Source organism: Undibacterium sp. Ren11W, from assembly GCF_049340485.1.
Classification (GTDB): domain Bacteria; phylum Pseudomonadota; class Gammaproteobacteria; order Burkholderiales; family Burkholderiaceae_D; genus Undibacterium.
The window spans coordinates 84,216-101,624 of the sequence record NZ_JBMPPB010000007.1 but is presented as its reverse complement, the minus strand read 5'-3'; the positions used below and the strand labels follow the sequence as shown (position 1 = coordinate 101,624).

Here is a 17,409-nt window from a genome sequence, read left to right as displayed (position 1 = left end):
GCTATGCCTCCCTTTTTTATTCCCGAATCGATTATTCTGGGAAACTTTCCTTGAACGAAGCACGCTCAGACATTTTTTCAAATAATCTCAACAAATTCGGATAATCGCCACGCCAGTCGATTTCTGGGAAGCGAAATGATAGCCAACCCAAAGTGCAGACTACGCTGATATCGGCCAGTGTCAGATGATTGCCGGAGCAAAAAGCTGCTTCGCCTAAGCCGCTGGACATGGATTTTAAACCTGCGTTGACCTTCTGCATCTGACGCGTCACCCATGCTTCACTTTGCAGTTCTGGCGGGCGCTGAGTACGTTCAAGTCGAACCAGAATGGCGGCATCGAGCACGCCATCTGCCAGCGCTTCCCAGCATTTAATTTCGGCACGACCGCGGCCATTGGCTGGAATCAGCTTGCCGACTGGCGTTAAAGTATCGAGATATTCAACGATGACGCGAGAATCAAACATCGAGCCACCGTCTTCCATCACTAGACACGGCACTTTTCCCAAGGGGTTTGATTCTTGTATCGTCGTTTCTGGAGCCCAGACGTTTTCCAGTATCAGATCGTAATCTAATTTCTTTTCCGCCAACACGACACGGACTTTTCTAACGAAGGGGCTGGCGAGAGAACCAATTAGTTTCATAGTAGCTTTGATAATTATTTAATCATGATTATAGCATTGCAGCGCAGCATGCAGGTCACCGGCAAGGACAGATGTCATCGACGCCAGCTAATGGTAAAATCTCAGATTGCGCGTAAAACCTTAAAAAACTAGCTGAAATTCATCATTTTTGACAATTTTGACAATAAACGAAATCTTAATCGATTTTGAGTTTTTGTGGTTTTTTACGCAATGCACTCAGCATTTTTTCGTTCTGCCGCTTTTCATCCATCCTTTACACCGAGTCCAAGATCATGTCCCTATCTACTCTTTCCGCCTTATCCCCGCTCGACGGTCGTTACGCCAGCAAAGTCGACGCCCTGCGCGCCACTCTCTCGGAAGCCGGTTTCATGCGTCACCGTGTCAAGGTCGAGGTCTCTTGGTTGCAAGCCCTGTCGCTGGCTGGTTTTAGTGAAATCAAGCCGTTTTCAGCCGCTGCCTCGGCCCTGCTCGATCAGGTGGTAACGAATTTCTCGGAAGACGATGCAGCCCGCATCAAGTCTATCGAAGCGGTGACGAATCATGACGTTAAAGCGGTCGAATATTGGTTAAAAGAGTCAGTCGGTCTACCACTGCCGGACAGCTACGGCCACTTGCCAGCACGCGTCCTCAACATCGACGCCGCCATCACGCAAGAATTGAAAGCCGCGGCGGAATTCATCCATTTCGCCTGCACTTCCGAAGACATCAACAATACTTCGCACGGCATGATGTTGAAATCGTCGCGTGATGAAGTGATGCTGCCAGCGCTGCAAAAACTAATCGCACGCTTAAGCGAAATCGCGCACGACAATGCCGACGTACCTATGCTGTCGCGCACGCATGGACAAACTGCCAGCCCGACCACGCTAGGTAAGGAAATGGCCAACGTGGTAGCGCGTCTGCAACGCGCCATCAAGCGCATAGAACAAGTAGAAATTCTGGGTAAGATGAATGGCGCCGTGGGCAATTACAACGCCCATCTGGCGGCCTATCCTGGCTACGATTGGGAAAGTTTTTCCAAGAGCGTGATCGAGCAGCGTCTCGGTCTGACCTACAACCCTTACACCATCCAAATCGAGCCGCACGATTATATGGCAGAAATGTTTGATGCCTTTGCCCGCGTCAACACCATACTGCTCGATTTGAATCGCGATATCTGGGGCTATATTTCGGTCGGTTATTTTAAGCAAAAAACCAAGGCGGGCGAAATCGGCTCGTCCACCATGCCGCATAAAGTTAACCCTATCGACTTCGAAAATTCCGAAGGTAATCTGGGTCTGGCCAATGCACTGCTCAAGCATTTGTCGGAAAAATTGCCTATCTCACGCTGGCAGCGTGACTTGACCGATTCTACGGTCTTGCGCAATATCGGCGTCGCTTTCGGTTACACCCTGCTCGCTTACGACAGTTGTGTACGCGGTCTGAATAAGCTGGAAACCAACCCCGCGCGTCTGGCCGAAGATTTGGACAATACTTGGGAAGTGCTGGCAGAACCGGTGCAAACCGTAATGCGTCGTTATGGCGTAGAAAACCCTTACGAACAACTGAAAGAATTGACGCGCGGCAAGGGCATCTCAAAAGACGCTTTGCGTGAATTTGTCCTCGGATTAAGCATACCGCAAGACGCAAAAGACTTGCTGTTGGCGATGACACCGGCCAACTACATAGGCATCGCCGCTCAATTGGCGAAAGGCATCTAAGCGCCTCTACAGCACCAGCACATCCGTATACAACGGGGTTCAGGCATCAGCAGCCTGAACCCCGTTTTTTCCAAATCGCGCAGCCGTATCGATGCAAAAACTGCGCCGTATGAAACACAGCGCCTACACATTCTAAAATGAGCACCCCGCTCACGCATATTCCATGCGCCTTACAGAGTCGACTAGCTGGAAACCCGCATGGAATATGCGCGCTGGGACCGCCACTGGCGGTCTAAAGTTCCAAGTGCAACACTAAATTTTTAGTAGAGGCTGGTTAGTGGCTTCTTCAAAGTTTAGTCCTGCCAGCATGTGTGTCCAGACTTCATTGGGTGAGCGTCCGTTTAAGATTTCACGGGGACGTTCGTTTAATTTGAGGGCGATACTGTGAAGTTGGTATTGCGTGAGCTCAGACATCTGCATTCCCTTCGGTACATATTGGCGCAATAAACCGTTCACATTCTCGACACCCCCGCGTTGCCAGGGGCTGTGCGGGTCGCAGAAATACACTTTAATTCCGGTCGCGTCGGTGATGCGCTGGTGCTCTGCCATTTCTGATCCCTGGTCGTAGGTCATCGTTAAACACACTTCTTCTGGCATCCTGCGCAAGACATTGGCGAAGCCTTGATACGCACTATAGGCATCGCGTCGCTCCAATTTAATCAGGCTCACGCGGCGACTGGTGCGCTCATATAACACGTCCACCGCGCCTGGCGAATCGATCGCGCCGAGCAACAGGTCACCTTCGAAATCGCCAAGTCGCGCGCGTAATTCGACCTCTCCGGGACGGGCGTGAATCATCTCTTTGATCCAGGTTTTACCATTGCCGCGTCTGCTGCTTTTACGTTTCTTGCCCTCTTGCCGCAAATGGCTGAGCAGCTGTCGTTTCAGCTCGCCCTTAGGTAAGCGCTCGATATGATGATAAATCGTTGAGTGCGACACTTGATAGGTCGGGGTATCTGGAAAAGCTCTTTGCAACCATAAAGAAATCTGCCGTGGCGACCAATCTCGTTCTAACTTGAATTTTACTTTAACCCATAATCCTTGCGTATAGGAGGACGCCAATTTACGCGGACGCCTGGCAATACGACGTTTCTGGTGGGCGCTTTGGTGAGCATGGATGGGTCTATATTGGCCATGCTCATCACAGCTTTTTTTTACTTCCCGGCAGATCGACGTGACGTTGCGACCCAGTTGCCTGGCAATCTCCCGCTTACTCTGTTTCGCTTGCAGCTGCCTTGCGATCAATTCTCTTTCTAATTCGCTTAAATGCGTGTAGCTCATGTTCACTCCTGTTTGTATAAATTCTACAGAAGTGTTGCACTTGTTATTTTTAGACCGCACTTTTGAACTTTTTCCAGGTTCTTGCGCCTAACGCGCTAGGCCGTATATCTTCCGGCAATTTTTTAACTCATCGCTGTCTTTCCTGGCTAGCTATCTTCATATGCCCTTTGCTTTTCGCGTTCCTAAGCCCTCACCGTACTACGTCCTTAGCTTCCTTAGCCTGCTTCCATTCTCCAGTCTGGCCGCCGACTTCATCGCAGACAATCCCGTGCCGGCAAGCGTAGAAATAAAAGCTAGCCGTAACGCGGGCGACGAACGTCAGCGTGCCAGCGCCAGCAAGAGCGTGATCCTGCGTGAAGAAATTACGCGTTACGGCGATAGTAATCTGAGCGAAGTATTAAAACGCCTGCCCGGCATCACCATTAGCAATTCCAGCGCACGCGGCAACGAAGTACAAATGCGCGGATTAGGCAATGGTTATACGCAGATTTTGCTCAATGGCGAAGCTACGCCAAATGGGTTTTCCATCGATAGCATTGCGCCTGATTTGATCGAGCGTATCGAAGTGATGCGCACCGCGACCGCAGAATTTAGCACGCAGGCGATCGCTGGCACCATCAATATCGTCTTAAAAAAAACCATACAAACAGGTCAACGAGAAATCAAGCTGGGACTGGCAGAATCACGCAGCCAACTCTCGCCGAATGTCGCCTTGCAGTTATCGGAGCGCAGCGGTAACTTGTCTTATACGCTAGCGGCAATCATACAAAGACAGTTACGCGCCACGTCCGAAAACCTCGAGGAAACAGGCTTTGATCAGAACGGTCTGCTTAATCTACAAAGGCAAACAAGTTTAGAAGAACGTATGAGCCGCGACGAACTCAGCCTGGCTCCGCGCCTGATCTGGAAGCTGGAGAATGGCGACAGTGTGACATCGCAAAGTTTTCTCAGTAGCGGCCACATCAACGATATCAAAGATAGACGCGAGAGCAGCGTACTCAATACACCTTCAGAATTTCCACTCAATCACAGCAACTGGAACGCCTACACCAAGGCCTTGCGCAGCGATCTGAACTGGCTGCGCAAACTGGAGGACAGCGCCAAACTCGATAGCAAATTCGGCGTCTATCTGAGTCACCGTGACACCGACTTTGACTTCCAAGGTTTCAATCTGGAGCAGCAAATGCTGGAGCGACATCTGGTCAACTCATCGATACAGGATCAATCATTGACGCTCAGTGGAAAATATAGTGCGCCCTTCATAGAAAACCATGCGCTGATAGTTGGCTGGGATGGCAGTCTGATACAGCGCACTGAAGACCGGGTAGAGCGCATCAATGATCTACTAAGTAATAGCACTGCCAGTAGCAATGAAGCCTATCGCGCCGGCGTCAAGCGCCTGGCCTTATTCGTGCAGGACGAATGGGATATCAGCCGACTTTGGAACGCGTCCTTAGGCTTGCGCTGGGAAGGTCTACAAACCAACACCAGCGGCAATGTACTGAGCCAAGTCGAGAACCGCTCCAGCGTCTTTAGCCCACTACTGCAAACGGTGTGGAAACTCTCAGAACTAGAAAATCAGCAGCAACAAGTGCGACTGGCGTTGACCCGTACCTACAAGGCCCCCACCACCACCAGCTTAATCCCGCGACGCTACACTAGCGACAATAATAATAACGCGACCAATCCGGATACTCAGGGCAATCCGCAGTTACGACCCGAACTAGCCTGGGGTCTGGACGCCGCCTTTGAGCAATACTTCGGTGCCGGTGCTTTGTTCAGCGCCAGCGCCTATCTACGCAAAATTGATGATGTGATCCTGGATCAGTTATCGCTGCAAAACGGCACCTGGATTAGCACTCCCGCCAACAGCGGCCAGGCGTATATTCGCGGTCTGGAACTGGAACTAAAATGGCCATTGCAAAGCTGGCTCGCTAGCGCCCCAGACATGACCTTGAGCGGGAACCTGAATCGCAACTGGTCGCGCGTAGAGCAAGTGCCTGGGCCTGACAACCGGCTCGATAGACAAGCGCCGCTGAGCGCCAATCTGGCCATAGCTTACAAAGCTAGCCAGCAACTGAGCATGGGATGCACCTTCAGCTACACCCAAGGTGGCACGGTGCGCGTCTCTGCGGTGCAGCGCGGCTATACCAATCAGCGCCGCCAACTCGATGCGTATGCAGCATGGAATCTGCAAAAGCAAACCCAGCTCAGACTCAGCGTCAACAACCTGCTGCCACAAGATAAAGTAAGTATAGACAATTATCAAGATCAACAAGGCGCACGCAATCTGAGCACGACTGCGCCCAGCTATCGGTCGGTAAAACTGCTGCTCGAGCACAAATTTTAGTCCATCCCAAAAAACACCGGTTCCAACACGATGGAACTTTTTTTGCTATTATTAGTCCTACCTCGAACTAATTATGTCTTTTACTAGGAGTTCTTATGCAGCGTTATAGTCGCTTAACGATGTTACTACACTGGCTAGTCGCCATCCTGATCGTAGCCGCCTTTGCACTTGGCAGTGTCATGACCGACATGAAAATCAGTCCGAGCAAGTTGCAATATTATTCCTGGCATAAATGGCTGGGGATTACCGTATTAGGCCTGGTCGCGCTGCGTTTGATCAGTCGCTTACTGGCAGGCGCGCCTGACCATCCGGCCAGTATGAAAAAATGGGAACGTCAACTAGCTGGCGCAACGCACGTCTTTTTATATGCATTGATGTTTGCCGTGCCACTGTCTGGATATTTGTACACCTATGCCGCCGGTTTTCCTGTGGTGTATTTAGGACTATTTGAATTGCCCGCCTTAATCGGCCCCAACCCCGAACTCAAACCCGTACTCAAAGAAGTGCATGAAGCACTCACCAACGTGATGCTGGTAGTGGTCGGTTTACATGTGGCTGCGGCTTTTAAACATCACTTCATCGATAGAGATGGCATTTTTAAACGCATCTTGCCGCTCAATTAATTTTCATTTTCAACTATCCTTCTAGGAAGCGCCATGCTCACTCTTTTACAGATTTCAAAACGCAGCCAGCTTGCCCTTGCCGCCATCAGCCTAGCTGTGGCAATCCCAGCCCTGGCTGCCATCGCAAAAATCGACGACGCAAAAAGCAGTGTAGGCATCGTGTTTAAACAAATGAATGTCGCGGTCGATGCCAAATTCAAAAAATTTAACGCCAGCATCGATTACAACAGCGCCAAACCAGAAAGTTCAAAAGCGAGCGTCGAGATCGATCTCAATAGTTTTGATTTAGGCGACCCTCAATACAATGCCGAAGTACTGAAAAAAGAATGGTTTAACGCAGCCCAATTCCCCAAAGCCAATTTCGTCTCGACCAGCATGAAAGCCGGCGCTAACGGCCAACTAGAGGTAGCGGGAAATCTGAGCATCAAAGGCAAAACTGTGCCTACCCGTTTTTCTTTAACGGTAAAAAATGTCGGCGCGACACAAGTATTCGATGGCAGTTTGCCGATCAAACGTCTGGCCTTCAATATCGGTGAAGGCGAATGGAAAGACACTTCGATGGTGGCAGATGAAGTACTGATTAAATTTCACGTAGTAACAACGCAGTAAGCATGCAACAACAACGCATTAAACATATATTAACAACGCAGCACTTATTATTTCCCTCGATTTCTTACCAGCTACTCCAAGGATATTTAACATGAAACTAAACCAATTTTTCGCCGCAGCCTTAGTCCTCGCCGCCGCCCCTGCATTTGCACAAACCTATACCGTCGACCCTAGCCATACCTATCCTAGTTTCGAAGCTGATCACATGGGCATCTCTTTCTGGCGCGGAAAATTCAATAAGAGCAGTGGGAAAATCACCCTGGATCGCGCCGCAAAAACGGGCACAGTAGACATTACTATCGACATCAACTCCATCAATTTCGGGATGGCGGACATGGATAAGCATGCAAAATCCAAAGATATTTTCAATGCTGAAAAATTCCCGACTGCGGTCTACAAAGGCACGTCTATACAATTTAACGGTGACATCCCTGTGGCTGTGCAAGGCGAATTTACTTTGATGGGCGTCACCAAACCACTGACGCTGACGATCAATAAATTCAAGTGCATCATGCATCCTATGCATAAGAAAGAAGCTTGCGGCGCGGACGCCACGGCAGAATTCAAACGCAGCGATTTTGGTCTGGACTATGGCATCGCATACGGTTTTTCACCTGACGTTAAACTAGCGATACAAGTAGAAGCAATTAAAGCTAACTGATAGCACGCAGTCTGATTGGCTACTTGAGCACGCGCTGCTGGCGTGTTCGAGTAGTGCACAGCACCACTTGATACGAACTTACGCATGAATAAACGCTATCTACGCAGCATACGGCTACTCGCCGAATGCATGCAATTGTTTGAAAAAAACTCTTCTTTAAGAGTGCGTGCGCATGGCTTTACCGAATCACAGTTCGATATTATTGCAACCCTCGGTAACACAAAGGGCATGAGCTGCAAAGAGTTGGGTGAAAAAACCCTCATCACCAAAGGCACCTTAACCGGAGTGCTTAAGCGTCTGGAGCAAAAGGGTTTATTGCAACGCAGCGCGAGTAGCGAAGACCGGCGTCAGCAATTGATACAGCTTACGCCACTCGGTGAACAAAGCTTTGACGATATTTTCCCGCAAGTGGTGGAGCAAGGGAGTGAGTGTTTCAGCGACTACCGTGAGGAAGATTTTCTGATATTAGAACGGGCCTTAGTCAAGCTAAAGAGCAACTTGCAACAAGCACCTTAACTGCGCAAAAAAATAATACTCCCCTAAGTATTATTTTATTACGCATAAGCTGTATGCGCGACTAGCCGATTTATTAATAGATATAGGGGAGTATGCGCTAAAATCGACATAAATGAGGTAACTTGCGGACGACGAACTCATCACAGGTTCATGGCAAGGCATCAAACATGCACACCTGATTCCGGCCTTTTTCCTTGGCTTTATACATCGCATTATCGGCATTTTTGGCCAGCGTCACTTCACTCTCGCCATGCTCAGGATAAATCGCAATGCCTATGCTGACACTGAGCGTAAGGACATGCCCACCGGCCACCGCAAACGATTCAGCTAGCGCACAGCGGATTTTCTCAGCAACTCGCAGCGCATCATCATCGTTTTCTATCAACGGCAACAGGATCACAAATTCATCACCGCCGATGCGCGCCACGGTATCGGATTCTCGCACACAGAGCTGCATTCTTTCGGCGACCGCGCGCAACAAAATATCGCCGACATGATGACCCAATTGATCATTGATAGGTTTAAATTTATCCAAATCGAGATACATCAGCGCCAGACGAGCTTTATCGCGCTTGGCCTGCACGATGGCTTGCTGCAGGCGATCTCGAAACATGGCGCGATTAGGTAGGCCAGACAACTCATCGTATTGCGCCAGATAGCGAAACCTCGCCTCGCTCTCCCGCAAGTCACGCGTCATGGCGCGCGCCAGCGTCAGCGCACGCTCGCGTCCAGAAACCAATTGCCATGTCATCAATGCCAGCAATATGCTCAATACGCTACCGACGAAGGCAATCAGAGCCGACTTATCGCGCCCCAACTGGCTGGCAAATCCAGGCAGAGGACGCATCACAACGGCCCAGGTATGACCGCCACTGACGATATACTCAGTCATCTGCAAAGTTGTTGGATGCATCGCTTGTGCTGGCGCAGAGTCGTACATCAAGTTATCGGCACGGACATCAACGCCATCATAAATTTGCAGATGAATCAGAGGCGGGGTTTCGCCATACAAGGTAGCGAGTACCGCACTAACCTTAAATTCTGCAAACACCCAGCCATCAAGATTGGCTCTGCGCTGAGCGATCGTTTCCTGTGGACTGTTTTTTTTATAGACGGGTAAATACATCATGAAGCAGCTTTGTGCGCTGGCATGGCCGGACAGCGCCGATTCGAGCTTAGCCGAGACCGCCATCACTCCGCTATCTCTGGCGCGCTCCATAGCAGCCTGCAAGGTCGGATCAAGCGACATATCAAACCCTAACATGCGCGCATTTTCGCCTGTGCTAGGTTCGATACGCTGCACCAGAGCATAAGTGGGCCGCACTCCTTCAGGGTGAATATGAAAATCCTTCGCCACTTCAAGCTGCGCTGTTTGCATGAAACTATCCTCTTGTTGCGCCGTGACCTGCCACACCACGCCTAGCGCCTCCATGCTGGAAAAATTTGCGCCTAACTGCAAATTTTTTACATAGTCAGAAAAATCATTCTGGGGTACCGCGAGAGATGTCGCAAACAGACTCTGCGCGCCATACATTAGCTGTTCGTAGCTCACCATGCGCTGCTCGATACGCGCACTGAAATCTCGCACATGAAAATCGAGTGCAGCACGTAGCTCGTGATTTGCATTACTTTTTTCATGCTGCCATAGCAGCGCAGTCACACTCAAAGCGCATGCTAAAACGATGATAACCAAACGCTGTCGCACTAACCAGTTCACGCTAATCCTTAAAATTGGTGATCGCATCGGCCAATTCAGGCTTCATGTATTTTCTGAAAATCCTGGTCACACTACCGTCCCTGCGCATGCTTTGCACCAAAGCTCGCCATTTGTCCTGCTCGAGCGCTGATAGCGATTTTTTCGACATAATCAGTCCATGCGGAATCGCCGCATCCTCAGTATCAATGATCATGCTCTGTTCACGTAGCGCTGTATTTTCTATCTGCGGATAATCGAAGGGCTCTATGATCATTGCCTGGATTTGGCCGGTCTGAAAAATTTTAAAAAGAGGGTCGAAGCCAGTCGCGTAGACTAGGCGATTTTCTGGGCGCAACAGATCGATAAGCAGATTGGCATTATTGCTGTACCAAAAAGAGCGGATCACTCCAAGTTTCAAATCCGGATTTTTTTGAAATTCAGTTAAGGTCTTCAACTTCAGACCGTCCCTCAACAACAGATAATATTTATTTGAAAAATACCAGGCAAATCCGGCATAACGTTCGCGCTCAGCATTACTGATGCCAGACAAACTAAAATCGAGGGCACCAGATTCGATTAACTGCCAAATTCGCGCTCTAGGCAAGACGCTGACACTGAGCTTGCAACCGCTACGACGCATCAATTCATCAGAAAAATCTTTGTCTATGCCTGCACCAGTCTGACTAGAATACAGTAAGCCGTGTTCATGCAAAGCCAAGGTAAATGAACGTGAACAATCAGGGCCTTCGGCTGCAACAGCAAAACCGGAAGCAAGTGCAAATACCATAGAAATCAAAGAGAGTGCAATGCGCATAGTGATCCTTGATTCACAGTCATGAGTAAAAAACGTCGGATATTTATACAAAATAACACAGACATTTCTTGTTTGCACTTATTCACGGGAAAGTAGGTAAATAATCGCTTAGATATAGCAAGGAAGCTTTATTTTCGATCAACAAAAATTCGAAATCGACGTAACACCTTCCACATTCGAAGCATTCAATTTTGCCTTTTTGCTAATAAAAATTAGAATCAGGAAATAAAAAAGGGACAGAAAATTCCGTCCCTTTTCGTGTAAATTTACAAACTATTCTTAGGCTAATTTACCATGGCATTGCTTGTATTTTTTGCCGCTACCGCAAGGGCAGGCATCATTGCGTCCGACTTTAAAGCTATGATCCACCTGCGGTTGATTTGCACTCTGTTCAGGATTTGCCGTCGGTGCCAACATTTCTTCCGGGGTCGCATTCGCATCAAAATCAGCGTGTTGATAATGCACATTCTCGATCTGCGCTGCTGCCATTTGCTGCTCGGCCGCTTCGATTTCTTCACGCGATTGTATGCGCACGGTGACCACGGTCTTGACCACTTCGTTCTTGATCAAATCGAGCATCTGCGAGAATAATTCAAAGGCTTCGCGTTTGTATTCTTGCTTAGGATTTTTCTGTGCGTAACCGCGCAAATGTATACCCTGACGCAAGTGATCCAAAGCCGCCAGATGTTCGCGCCAATGGCTATCGATACTCTGCAACATGACACTGCGCTCAAAGCCTGCGAAGGCATCCTTACCGACCATCGCTAACTTGGACTCATAGGCGGTATTAGCGGCAGTTTGTACCCGTTCAAGTATGTCTTCATCACTCAGATTTGGTTCAGCAGCAAGCATTTTTGCGATAGGCAAATCGAGTGACCATTCATTCGCCAGCGTCGTTTCCAAAGCGGGAATATTCCATTGCTCCTCGACTGATTCTTCCGGCACATAAGCACGCACAACTTCTTCAAACATACCGCTGCGCAAAGAGCTAATCATCTCAGACATATCGTGCGCTTCGAGCAGCTCGTTACGTTGCTGATAAATGACCTTACGCTGATCATTGGCGACGTCATCGTACTCCAACAATTGCTTACGAATGTCGAAGTTACGCGCCTCAACCTTACGCTGCGCCGACTCGATGGAACGACTCACGATACCGGCCTCGATAGGCTCGCCTTCCGGCATTTTCAGTCTGTCCATGATGGCACGGACACGGTCGCCGGCAAAAATACGCAACAAGGCATCATCGAGTGACAGATAAAAACGTGAAGACCCAGGATCGCCTTGACGACTAGAACGGCCACGCAATTGATTATCGACACGACGTGATTCGTGGCGCTCAGTACCGATGATATGCAGGCCACCTGCGGTGACTACATGCTCATGCAAAGACTTCCACTCATCGCGCAGTTTTTGCGACTGAGTTTGCTTGTCGGCATCCGACAATTTACTATCGGCTTCTATCAATTGCACTTGCTTAGCGACGTTTCCACCGAGCACAATATCAGTACCACGGCCAGCCATATTGGTAGCGATGGTGATGCCCTTAGGACGTCCCGCCTGCGCAATAATTTCGGCTTCGCGCGCATGCTGTTTAGCATTGAGAACGTTATGCGGCAGCTTGGCCTTAGTCAAAATATCCGACAACATTTCCGAATTTTCGATCGAGGTCGTACCCACCAGGACTGGCTGACCACGCTCATAACAGTCTTTAATATCGATCAACATCGCATTATATTTTTCTTGCGCTGTCTTATACACCTGGTCTTGTCTATCTTTACGTTGCGAAGGACGATTCGGTGGGATCACCACGGTTTCCAGACCGTAGATTTCCTGAAATTCGTAAGCTTCAGTATCGGCCGTTCCGGTCATGCCTGACAAGCGCACATACATACGGAAATAATTTTGGAAAGTAATCGAAGCCAAGGTCTGATTCTCATTCTGAATCTTTACGCCTTCTTTCGCTTCCACCGCCTGATGCAGACCATCTGACCAACGACGCCCCGTCATCATACGGCCGGTAAATTCATCAACGATCACGATTTCATCGTTCAACACCACATAGTGTTGATCTTTAAAATACAGTGCATGCGCGCGCAAGGCTGCATACAAATGATGAATTAATGAGATATTCGCGGCATCGTACAAAGACGCGCCTTCTGGCAACAAGCCCATTTGTGTTAGCAGACGCTCAGCATGCTCGTGACCATCTTCGGTCAACAAGACTTGATGTGCTTTTTCATCTTTGGTGTAGTCGCCCGCCACCTCGATATGGCCTTTACCATCGGGAGTTTCCTCACCGATCTGCAAAGTGAGCATCTTCGGTACTTCATTAATTTTATAGTACAGCTCGGTATGACTCTCAGCCTGACCAGAAATGATCAAAGGTGTACGAGCCTCATCGATCAGGATCGAATCGACTTCATCGACCACGGCGAAATTGAGCGCGCGCTGCACTCTGTCTTTGGCTTCATACACCATGTTATCGCGTAGATAATCGAAACCGAATTCATTATTGGTACCGTAAGTAATGTCGGCAGCATACGCAGCTTGCTTGGCATCGTGTTCCAACTGCGAGAGATTAATCCCGGTAGTGAGCCCTAACCAACCGTACAAAGTACCCATCCACTCGGCATCGCGCTGAGCCAGATAATCATTCACGGTAACGACGTGTACGCCTTTGCCCGACAAGGCATTGAGGTAAGTTGGCAAGGTGGCCATCAAGGTTTTACCCTCGCCAGTGCCCATCTCGGCTATTTTGCCAAAATGCAAAACCATACCGCCTATCAATTGCACGTCGAAATGGCGCATTTTCAAGACACGCTTACTGGCCTCACGGCATACAGCAAACGCTTCAGGCAAAATCGCGTCTAGAGTCTCACCTTTAGCGATACGCTCTTTAAATTCGGCTGTCTTTGCTTGCAACTGCTCATCTGACAAGGCTTCCAGAGTGGGTTCCAGGGCGTTGATATCACGCACCGTTTTTTGGTATTGTTTCAAGAGCCGCTGATTACGGCTGCCGAATATCTTGGTCAGGAATGACATGCTATGAATGAGTAAGTAGATTCTTGAAAAAAGCTGCCAACAAACTTGACTGGGCAGCAACATAGACTAACTCGCGATTTTACCACGACCCCGCCCATTAACCAGCAAATGCCTGGTCACGCTCACGTAACTAGGCAAAATTGGTGACAAAAAAGAGAATATCAATAGGGGCAACAGAAAATTCTTACTGTTCCGCGCAGCAATGACTGCCGCCAAACAAGCGAACTTATTTTTGATTCAATGCTGCCATACTGGCTTGATTGACACCGGCATTAAGAAATTTATGCGGATTTTGTGGCACGCCTTTGACATGAACCTCAAAGTGTAAATGCGACCCGGTTGAACGTCCGGTTGAACCTATATCCGCGATATGCTGACCCCGCTTAACAATGTCGCCGACCTTGACATAAATTTTTGAGGCATGAGCGTAGCGCGTCATAATTTCACCGCCATGATCGATTTCCAGCATATTCCCGAATTGTGGATGAAACTCTGCCGCAATGATCACGCCGCCGGCGGCTGCAATAATCGGCGTCCCGGTAGGACTAGAAAAATCAATTCCCTCGTGAAAAGCACTGCGCCCGGAGAATGGGTCTAAGCGCCAGCCGAAACCGGATGCGTTATAACTGACATTGACAGGCTGTATGGTTGGCAATAATTTGGATTGCAACTTAAAACCCATCAGCTTGGTCTCGACCACGCTCATAAAATCCGAACGCTGCTCCAGATCCCTGGACATTGCATCTAAGGCGGTTTGAAACTGCGACAAATTTAACTCTCGGGGAGGCGACAGTGTAGAGGTTTCAGCACCACCGCGTCCGGGCGTCTCTTTAAAATTAAACTCTTCTGGCTTCACTCCTGCCAGTCCCTGAACCCGCTCGCCCAGAGCGTCTAATCGTATCAATTGCGCCTGCATCTCACCTAGTTTGATAGCCATCGCGGCCAGATTTTCTTTCAAATATTTATCTTTTGCATTCGGGTCATTGCTTTGTAAGCTAGACACGTTGGCCGGCATCAAGCCTTTCAAGATAGGTAGATCGCTACTCGCCAGCCGTAAAATTAAGGCAGCCATCACTGCGGAGCACAACATCGTGAGAGTTAAAAAGCCCAGAACGGACAGTAGGATATGGGTAGAGCTGAGAGTAATCGACTTCGCTTGCGTGAAGCGAGAATGCATGAAAATGATTTGCATTAGTTGACGTCCCCATGACAGGTAAACAGGCAGCTGTGGTAAGGTGCTATCCATGCAATCATTAACGCCACCTCCATTTAAACTCAATATCAAACGCGGTCGAAAATTACCCGATGCCAGCGGCATCGCCAACTATTTAGCCCGCAATGACAAAATTTCGCCACTACTACCTAGCATCAAGCGCAATGCCTCACTACAGAAAGAATGTGAAGCCATACTACCGACGATATTTGATAGCTGCGAAGTGCTGCAATTAGCCGATGAGCAATTAAGTCTAGCCGCTCCAAATGCATCTCTGGCAAGCAAGTTAAAACAAACCTTGCCTAAATTACTCTCTCAATTGCAATTACGAGGTTGGCAGATTAACGCAATACGGATCAAAGTACAAGTTAGGAAAACCATAGAAAAACCTAGTCCGGTCAAGCAGCTAATTTTCTCCAGTAGCGCCATTCATGCTTTTGATGCGCTGGAACAGAGCTTAGACGATACGCCCCAAAATGCAGAGCTAAGGGCGGCATTACATAGGCTGGTGCAACGCAATCAATCGTAGAAATATCGTTTTTCAATTTCGATTCAGATAAACCTGATCCGTCCAATGATTAGGATAGAGCCCACTCACGGCGCTCTTGCTCTGCATACGACGAGGGTGCCCGTATAGTATCTTCAAATGTCACGATTTCATACGCATCTGGCTGCGCCAACAAGGCGCGCAATAACTGATTATTCAATCCATGACCAGATTTATGCGCGGTATAACTTGCCAACAAGGGATGCCCTATGAGGTATAAATCACCAATCGCATCGAGTATTTTGTGACGTACAAATTCATCGTCAAAACGTAGTCCATCGGCATTCAAAATACGAAATTCATCCATCACGATGGCGTTTTCCATCGAGCCGCCACGTGCCAATCCTATACCGCGCAACATCTCCACATCCTGCATGAAGCCGAAGGTGCGAGCCCTGGCGACGTCTTTTACGTAGGACACTTTAGAGAAATCCACCTCGGCAGTCTGGGTCGTGCCATCCACCGCGGGGTGATTAAACTCTATGAAAAAATGTAATTTATAACCATCAAAAGGTTCTAACTTTGCCCATTTTTCAGATTTCCCTGAGCCTTCACGTATCTCTACTGGTTTTAATACACGGATAAATTTTTTCGCAGCATTTTGCTCTTGCATTTCTGCTTGCTGCAAAAGATAGACAAAGGAAGAAGCAGATCCATCCATGATGGGTATTTCTTCAGCGCTCACATCGACATACAAATTATCGATGCCTAAACCGGCGCAAGCGGACAACAAATGTTCAACGGTAGACACTTTGGCGCCTTGATTTGTCAAGGTCGATGCCATACGGGTATCCCCGACATTTAAGGCTTGCGCTTCAAAAACTACGGGCGGGGTCAAATCGATACGCGTAAACACAATGCCTGCATCGATAGGTGCCGGGCGCAATATCAGATCAACCTTGGTACCGGAATGAACTCCAACACCTATGGTTTTGACCTGTTTTTTGATTGTTCTTTGTTTTAACATCTAACCATTATATCTGCTTGTCAAAATCAAGACCCGCAATCGGGTCGCTCGGAATATCAAATTAAATTTTTCACAAATAAAAAAGCGCACAAAAATTTGTGCGCTTTTCCAAGAACAGAAAAATTATGACAATTGCGCCAACATCGTTTCGGCGTTAGAGACTGCGAAATTACCGCCCTCCTCAATATTCAATTGCTTAACGACACCATCAACCGCCAGCAAAGAATAACGCTGGGAACGAGTACCCATACCGAACTTACTAAAATCAGCATCCAAACCCAAAGCTTTACTGAATTCGCCATTTCCGTCAGCCATCATACGTACGATGCCAGTCGCTTTCAAATCACGCCCCCAGGCACCCATGACAAACGCATCATTAACCGAGATACACCAGATTTCATCGACGCCCTTGGCTTTCAAAGCGGCAGCGTGTTCCACATAACCTGGCACATGTTTCGCCGAGCAGGTAGGTGTATATGCGCCAGGCAAACCAAAAATTGCTATGGTTTTACCTTTACTCAGATCTGCGACGCTGAAAGTATTCGGTCCGAGTGAGCAGCCCTCAGATTCAACTTCGATGAATTCGGCTAAACTGCCTTCTGGTAATTTTTCTGCGATCTTGATAGTCATATCTGGCTCCATTAATAGATAGAAAGTACACCGTTTCTAACAAATATCATTTTTTCTTATTGTTAAAAAAACGGACTGAGCGCAAGTATGCCTGACTCTGAATTTTCTTGCAGAAAG

General features: G+C 48.5%; 15 protein-coding genes. 7 read left to right on the top strand and 8 right to left on the bottom strand.

Translation table 11 applies throughout. From position 1 onward, the window contains the following. Positions 1-31: 31 nt before the first annotated feature. Positions 32-640, bottom strand: a complete 609-nt coding sequence (locus ACO0K8_RS15830; RefSeq protein ID WP_422947622.1) for a glutathione S-transferase N-terminal domain-containing protein — start codon at positions 638-640, stop codon at positions 32-34. A 272-nt stretch (positions 641-912) separates the two neighbouring features. On the opposite strand from ACO0K8_RS15830, the gene purB reads away from it, so the two are divergent. Further along, the gene (gene purB / locus ACO0K8_RS15825; protein ID WP_422947621.1) at positions 913-2,340 is read left to right on the top strand and encodes an adenylosuccinate lyase; all 1,428 of its coding nucleotides are present in this window, start codon (positions 913-915) and stop codon (positions 2,338-2,340) included. A gap of 252 nt (positions 2,341-2,592) precedes the next feature. Here purB and ACO0K8_RS15820 read toward each other — a convergent pair whose 3' ends face one another. Then, positions 2,593-3,621 carry an IS30 family transposase gene (locus tag ACO0K8_RS15820; RefSeq protein ID WP_422947620.1) on the bottom strand — a complete coding sequence of 343 codons (1,029 nt, stop codon included), beginning with the start codon at positions 3,619-3,621 and terminating at the stop codon, positions 2,593-2,595. A 160-nt stretch (positions 3,622-3,781) separates the two neighbouring features. Here ACO0K8_RS15820 and ACO0K8_RS15815 point away from each other — a divergent pair, with 160 nt between their 5' ends. The 5 genes from ACO0K8_RS15815 to ACO0K8_RS15795 all read left to right on the top strand — a co-directional run bounded on the left by ACO0K8_RS15815 (position 3,782) and on the right by ACO0K8_RS15795 (position 8,380). Next, positions 3,782-5,971 carry a TonB-dependent receptor plug domain-containing protein gene (locus ACO0K8_RS15815; protein ID WP_422947619.1) on the top strand — a complete coding sequence of 730 codons (2,190 nt, stop codon included), beginning with the start codon at positions 3,782-3,784 and terminating at the stop codon, positions 5,969-5,971. 95 nt (positions 5,972-6,066) lie between these two features. After that, the gene (locus ACO0K8_RS15810) at positions 6,067-6,594 is read left to right on the top strand and encodes a cytochrome b (protein WP_422947618.1); all 528 of its coding nucleotides are present in this window, start codon (positions 6,067-6,069) and stop codon (positions 6,592-6,594) included. Between the two features lie 33 nt (positions 6,595-6,627). Then, positions 6,628-7,203: a YceI family protein gene (locus ACO0K8_RS15805; RefSeq protein ID WP_422947617.1), complete on the top strand. Its 576-nt coding sequence runs from the start codon at positions 6,628-6,630 to the stop codon at positions 7,201-7,203. 91 nt (positions 7,204-7,294) lie between these two features. Next, positions 7,295-7,864, top strand: coding sequence for a YceI family protein (locus ACO0K8_RS15800; protein WP_422947616.1), 570 nt, complete (start codon positions 7,295-7,297; stop codon positions 7,862-7,864). A gap of 84 nt (positions 7,865-7,948) precedes the next feature. After that, on the top strand, positions 7,949-8,380 hold the full coding sequence (locus ACO0K8_RS15795) for a MarR family winged helix-turn-helix transcriptional regulator (RefSeq protein ID WP_422947615.1): 432 nt from the start codon (positions 7,949-7,951) through the stop codon (positions 8,378-8,380). A gap of 148 nt (positions 8,381-8,528) precedes the next feature. Here the strand turns inward: ACO0K8_RS15795 and ACO0K8_RS15790 are convergent, their stop codons facing one another. From ACO0K8_RS15790 to ACO0K8_RS15775, 4 genes are all read right to left on the bottom strand, one after another. After that, the gene (locus tag ACO0K8_RS15790; RefSeq protein ID WP_422947614.1) at positions 8,529-10,097 is read right to left on the bottom strand and encodes a CHASE domain-containing protein; all 1,569 of its coding nucleotides are present in this window, start codon (positions 10,095-10,097) and stop codon (positions 8,529-8,531) included. Between the two features lies 1 nt (position 10,098). Then, positions 10,099-10,890 (bottom strand): substrate-binding periplasmic protein, encoded by a 792-nt coding sequence (locus ACO0K8_RS15785; protein WP_422947613.1) that lies wholly within the window; start codon positions 10,888-10,890, stop codon positions 10,099-10,101. A 279-nt stretch (positions 10,891-11,169) separates the two neighbouring features. Then, entirely contained in the window at positions 11,170-13,935 is a 2,766-nt protein-coding gene (gene secA, locus ACO0K8_RS15780; RefSeq protein WP_422947612.1) for a preprotein translocase subunit SecA, read from the bottom strand. 226 nt (positions 13,936-14,161) lie between these two features. After that, positions 14,162-15,127, bottom strand: coding sequence for a M23 family metallopeptidase (locus tag ACO0K8_RS15775; protein ID WP_422947611.1), 966 nt, complete (start codon positions 15,125-15,127; stop codon positions 14,162-14,164). A 52-nt stretch (positions 15,128-15,179) separates the two neighbouring features. On the opposite strand from ACO0K8_RS15775, the gene ACO0K8_RS15770 reads away from it, so the two are divergent. After that, a complete protein-coding gene (locus ACO0K8_RS15770) occupies positions 15,180-15,677 on the top strand; it encodes a DciA family protein (RefSeq protein WP_422947610.1) in 498 nt (165 codons plus the stop codon). A gap of 49 nt (positions 15,678-15,726) precedes the next feature. On the opposite strand, the gene lpxC is transcribed toward ACO0K8_RS15770, so the two are convergent. Further along, positions 15,727-16,662 (bottom strand): UDP-3-O-acyl-N-acetylglucosamine deacetylase, encoded by a 936-nt coding sequence (gene lpxC / locus ACO0K8_RS15765; protein ID WP_422947609.1) that lies wholly within the window; start codon positions 16,660-16,662, stop codon positions 15,727-15,729. A gap of 123 nt (positions 16,663-16,785) precedes the next feature. Further along, entirely contained in the window at positions 16,786-17,292 is a 507-nt protein-coding gene (locus tag ACO0K8_RS15760) for a peroxiredoxin (RefSeq protein ID WP_422947608.1), read from the bottom strand. Positions 17,293-17,409: the final 117 nt, after the last annotated feature.

Bases quoted from the DNA above. Each gene is read 5' to 3' on its own strand.
- ACO0K8_RS15830 (WP_422947622.1), bottom strand. From the start codon at position 640: ATGAAACTAATTGGTTCTCTCGCCAGCCCCTTCGTTAGAAAAGTCCGT.
- purB (WP_422947621.1), top strand. From the start codon at position 913: ATGTCCCTATCTACTCTTTCCGCCTTATCCCCGCTCGACGGTCGTTAC.
- ACO0K8_RS15820 (WP_422947620.1), bottom strand. From the start codon at position 3,621: ATGAGCTACACGCATTTAAGCGAATTAGAAAGAGAATTGATCGCAAGG.
- ACO0K8_RS15815 (WP_422947619.1), top strand. From the start codon at position 3,782: ATGCCCTTTGCTTTTCGCGTTCCTAAGCCCTCACCGTACTACGTCCTT.
- ACO0K8_RS15810 (WP_422947618.1), top strand. From the start codon at position 6,067: ATGCAGCGTTATAGTCGCTTAACGATGTTACTACACTGGCTAGTCGCC.
- ACO0K8_RS15805 (WP_422947617.1), top strand. From the start codon at position 6,628: ATGCTCACTCTTTTACAGATTTCAAAACGCAGCCAGCTTGCCCTTGCC.
- ACO0K8_RS15800 (WP_422947616.1), top strand. From the start codon at position 7,295: ATGAAACTAAACCAATTTTTCGCCGCAGCCTTAGTCCTCGCCGCCGCC.
- ACO0K8_RS15795 (WP_422947615.1), top strand. From the start codon at position 7,949: ATGAATAAACGCTATCTACGCAGCATACGGCTACTCGCCGAATGCATG.
- ACO0K8_RS15785 (WP_422947613.1), bottom strand. From the start codon at position 10,890: ATGCGCATTGCACTCTCTTTGATTTCTATGGTATTTGCACTTGCTTCC.
- secA (WP_422947612.1), bottom strand. From the start codon at position 13,935: ATGTCATTCCTGACCAAGATATTCGGCAGCCGTAATCAGCGGCTCTTG.
- ACO0K8_RS15775 (WP_422947611.1), bottom strand. From the start codon at position 15,127: ATGCAAATCATTTTCATGCATTCTCGCTTCACGCAAGCGAAGTCGATT.
- ACO0K8_RS15770 (WP_422947610.1), top strand. From the start codon at position 15,180: ATGCAATCATTAACGCCACCTCCATTTAAACTCAATATCAAACGCGGT.
- lpxC (WP_422947609.1), bottom strand. From the start codon at position 16,662: ATGTTAAAACAAAGAACAATCAAAAAACAGGTCAAAACCATAGGTGTT.
- ACO0K8_RS15760 (WP_422947608.1), bottom strand. From the start codon at position 17,292: ATGACTATCAAGATCGCAGAAAAATTACCAGAAGGCAGTTTAGCCGAA.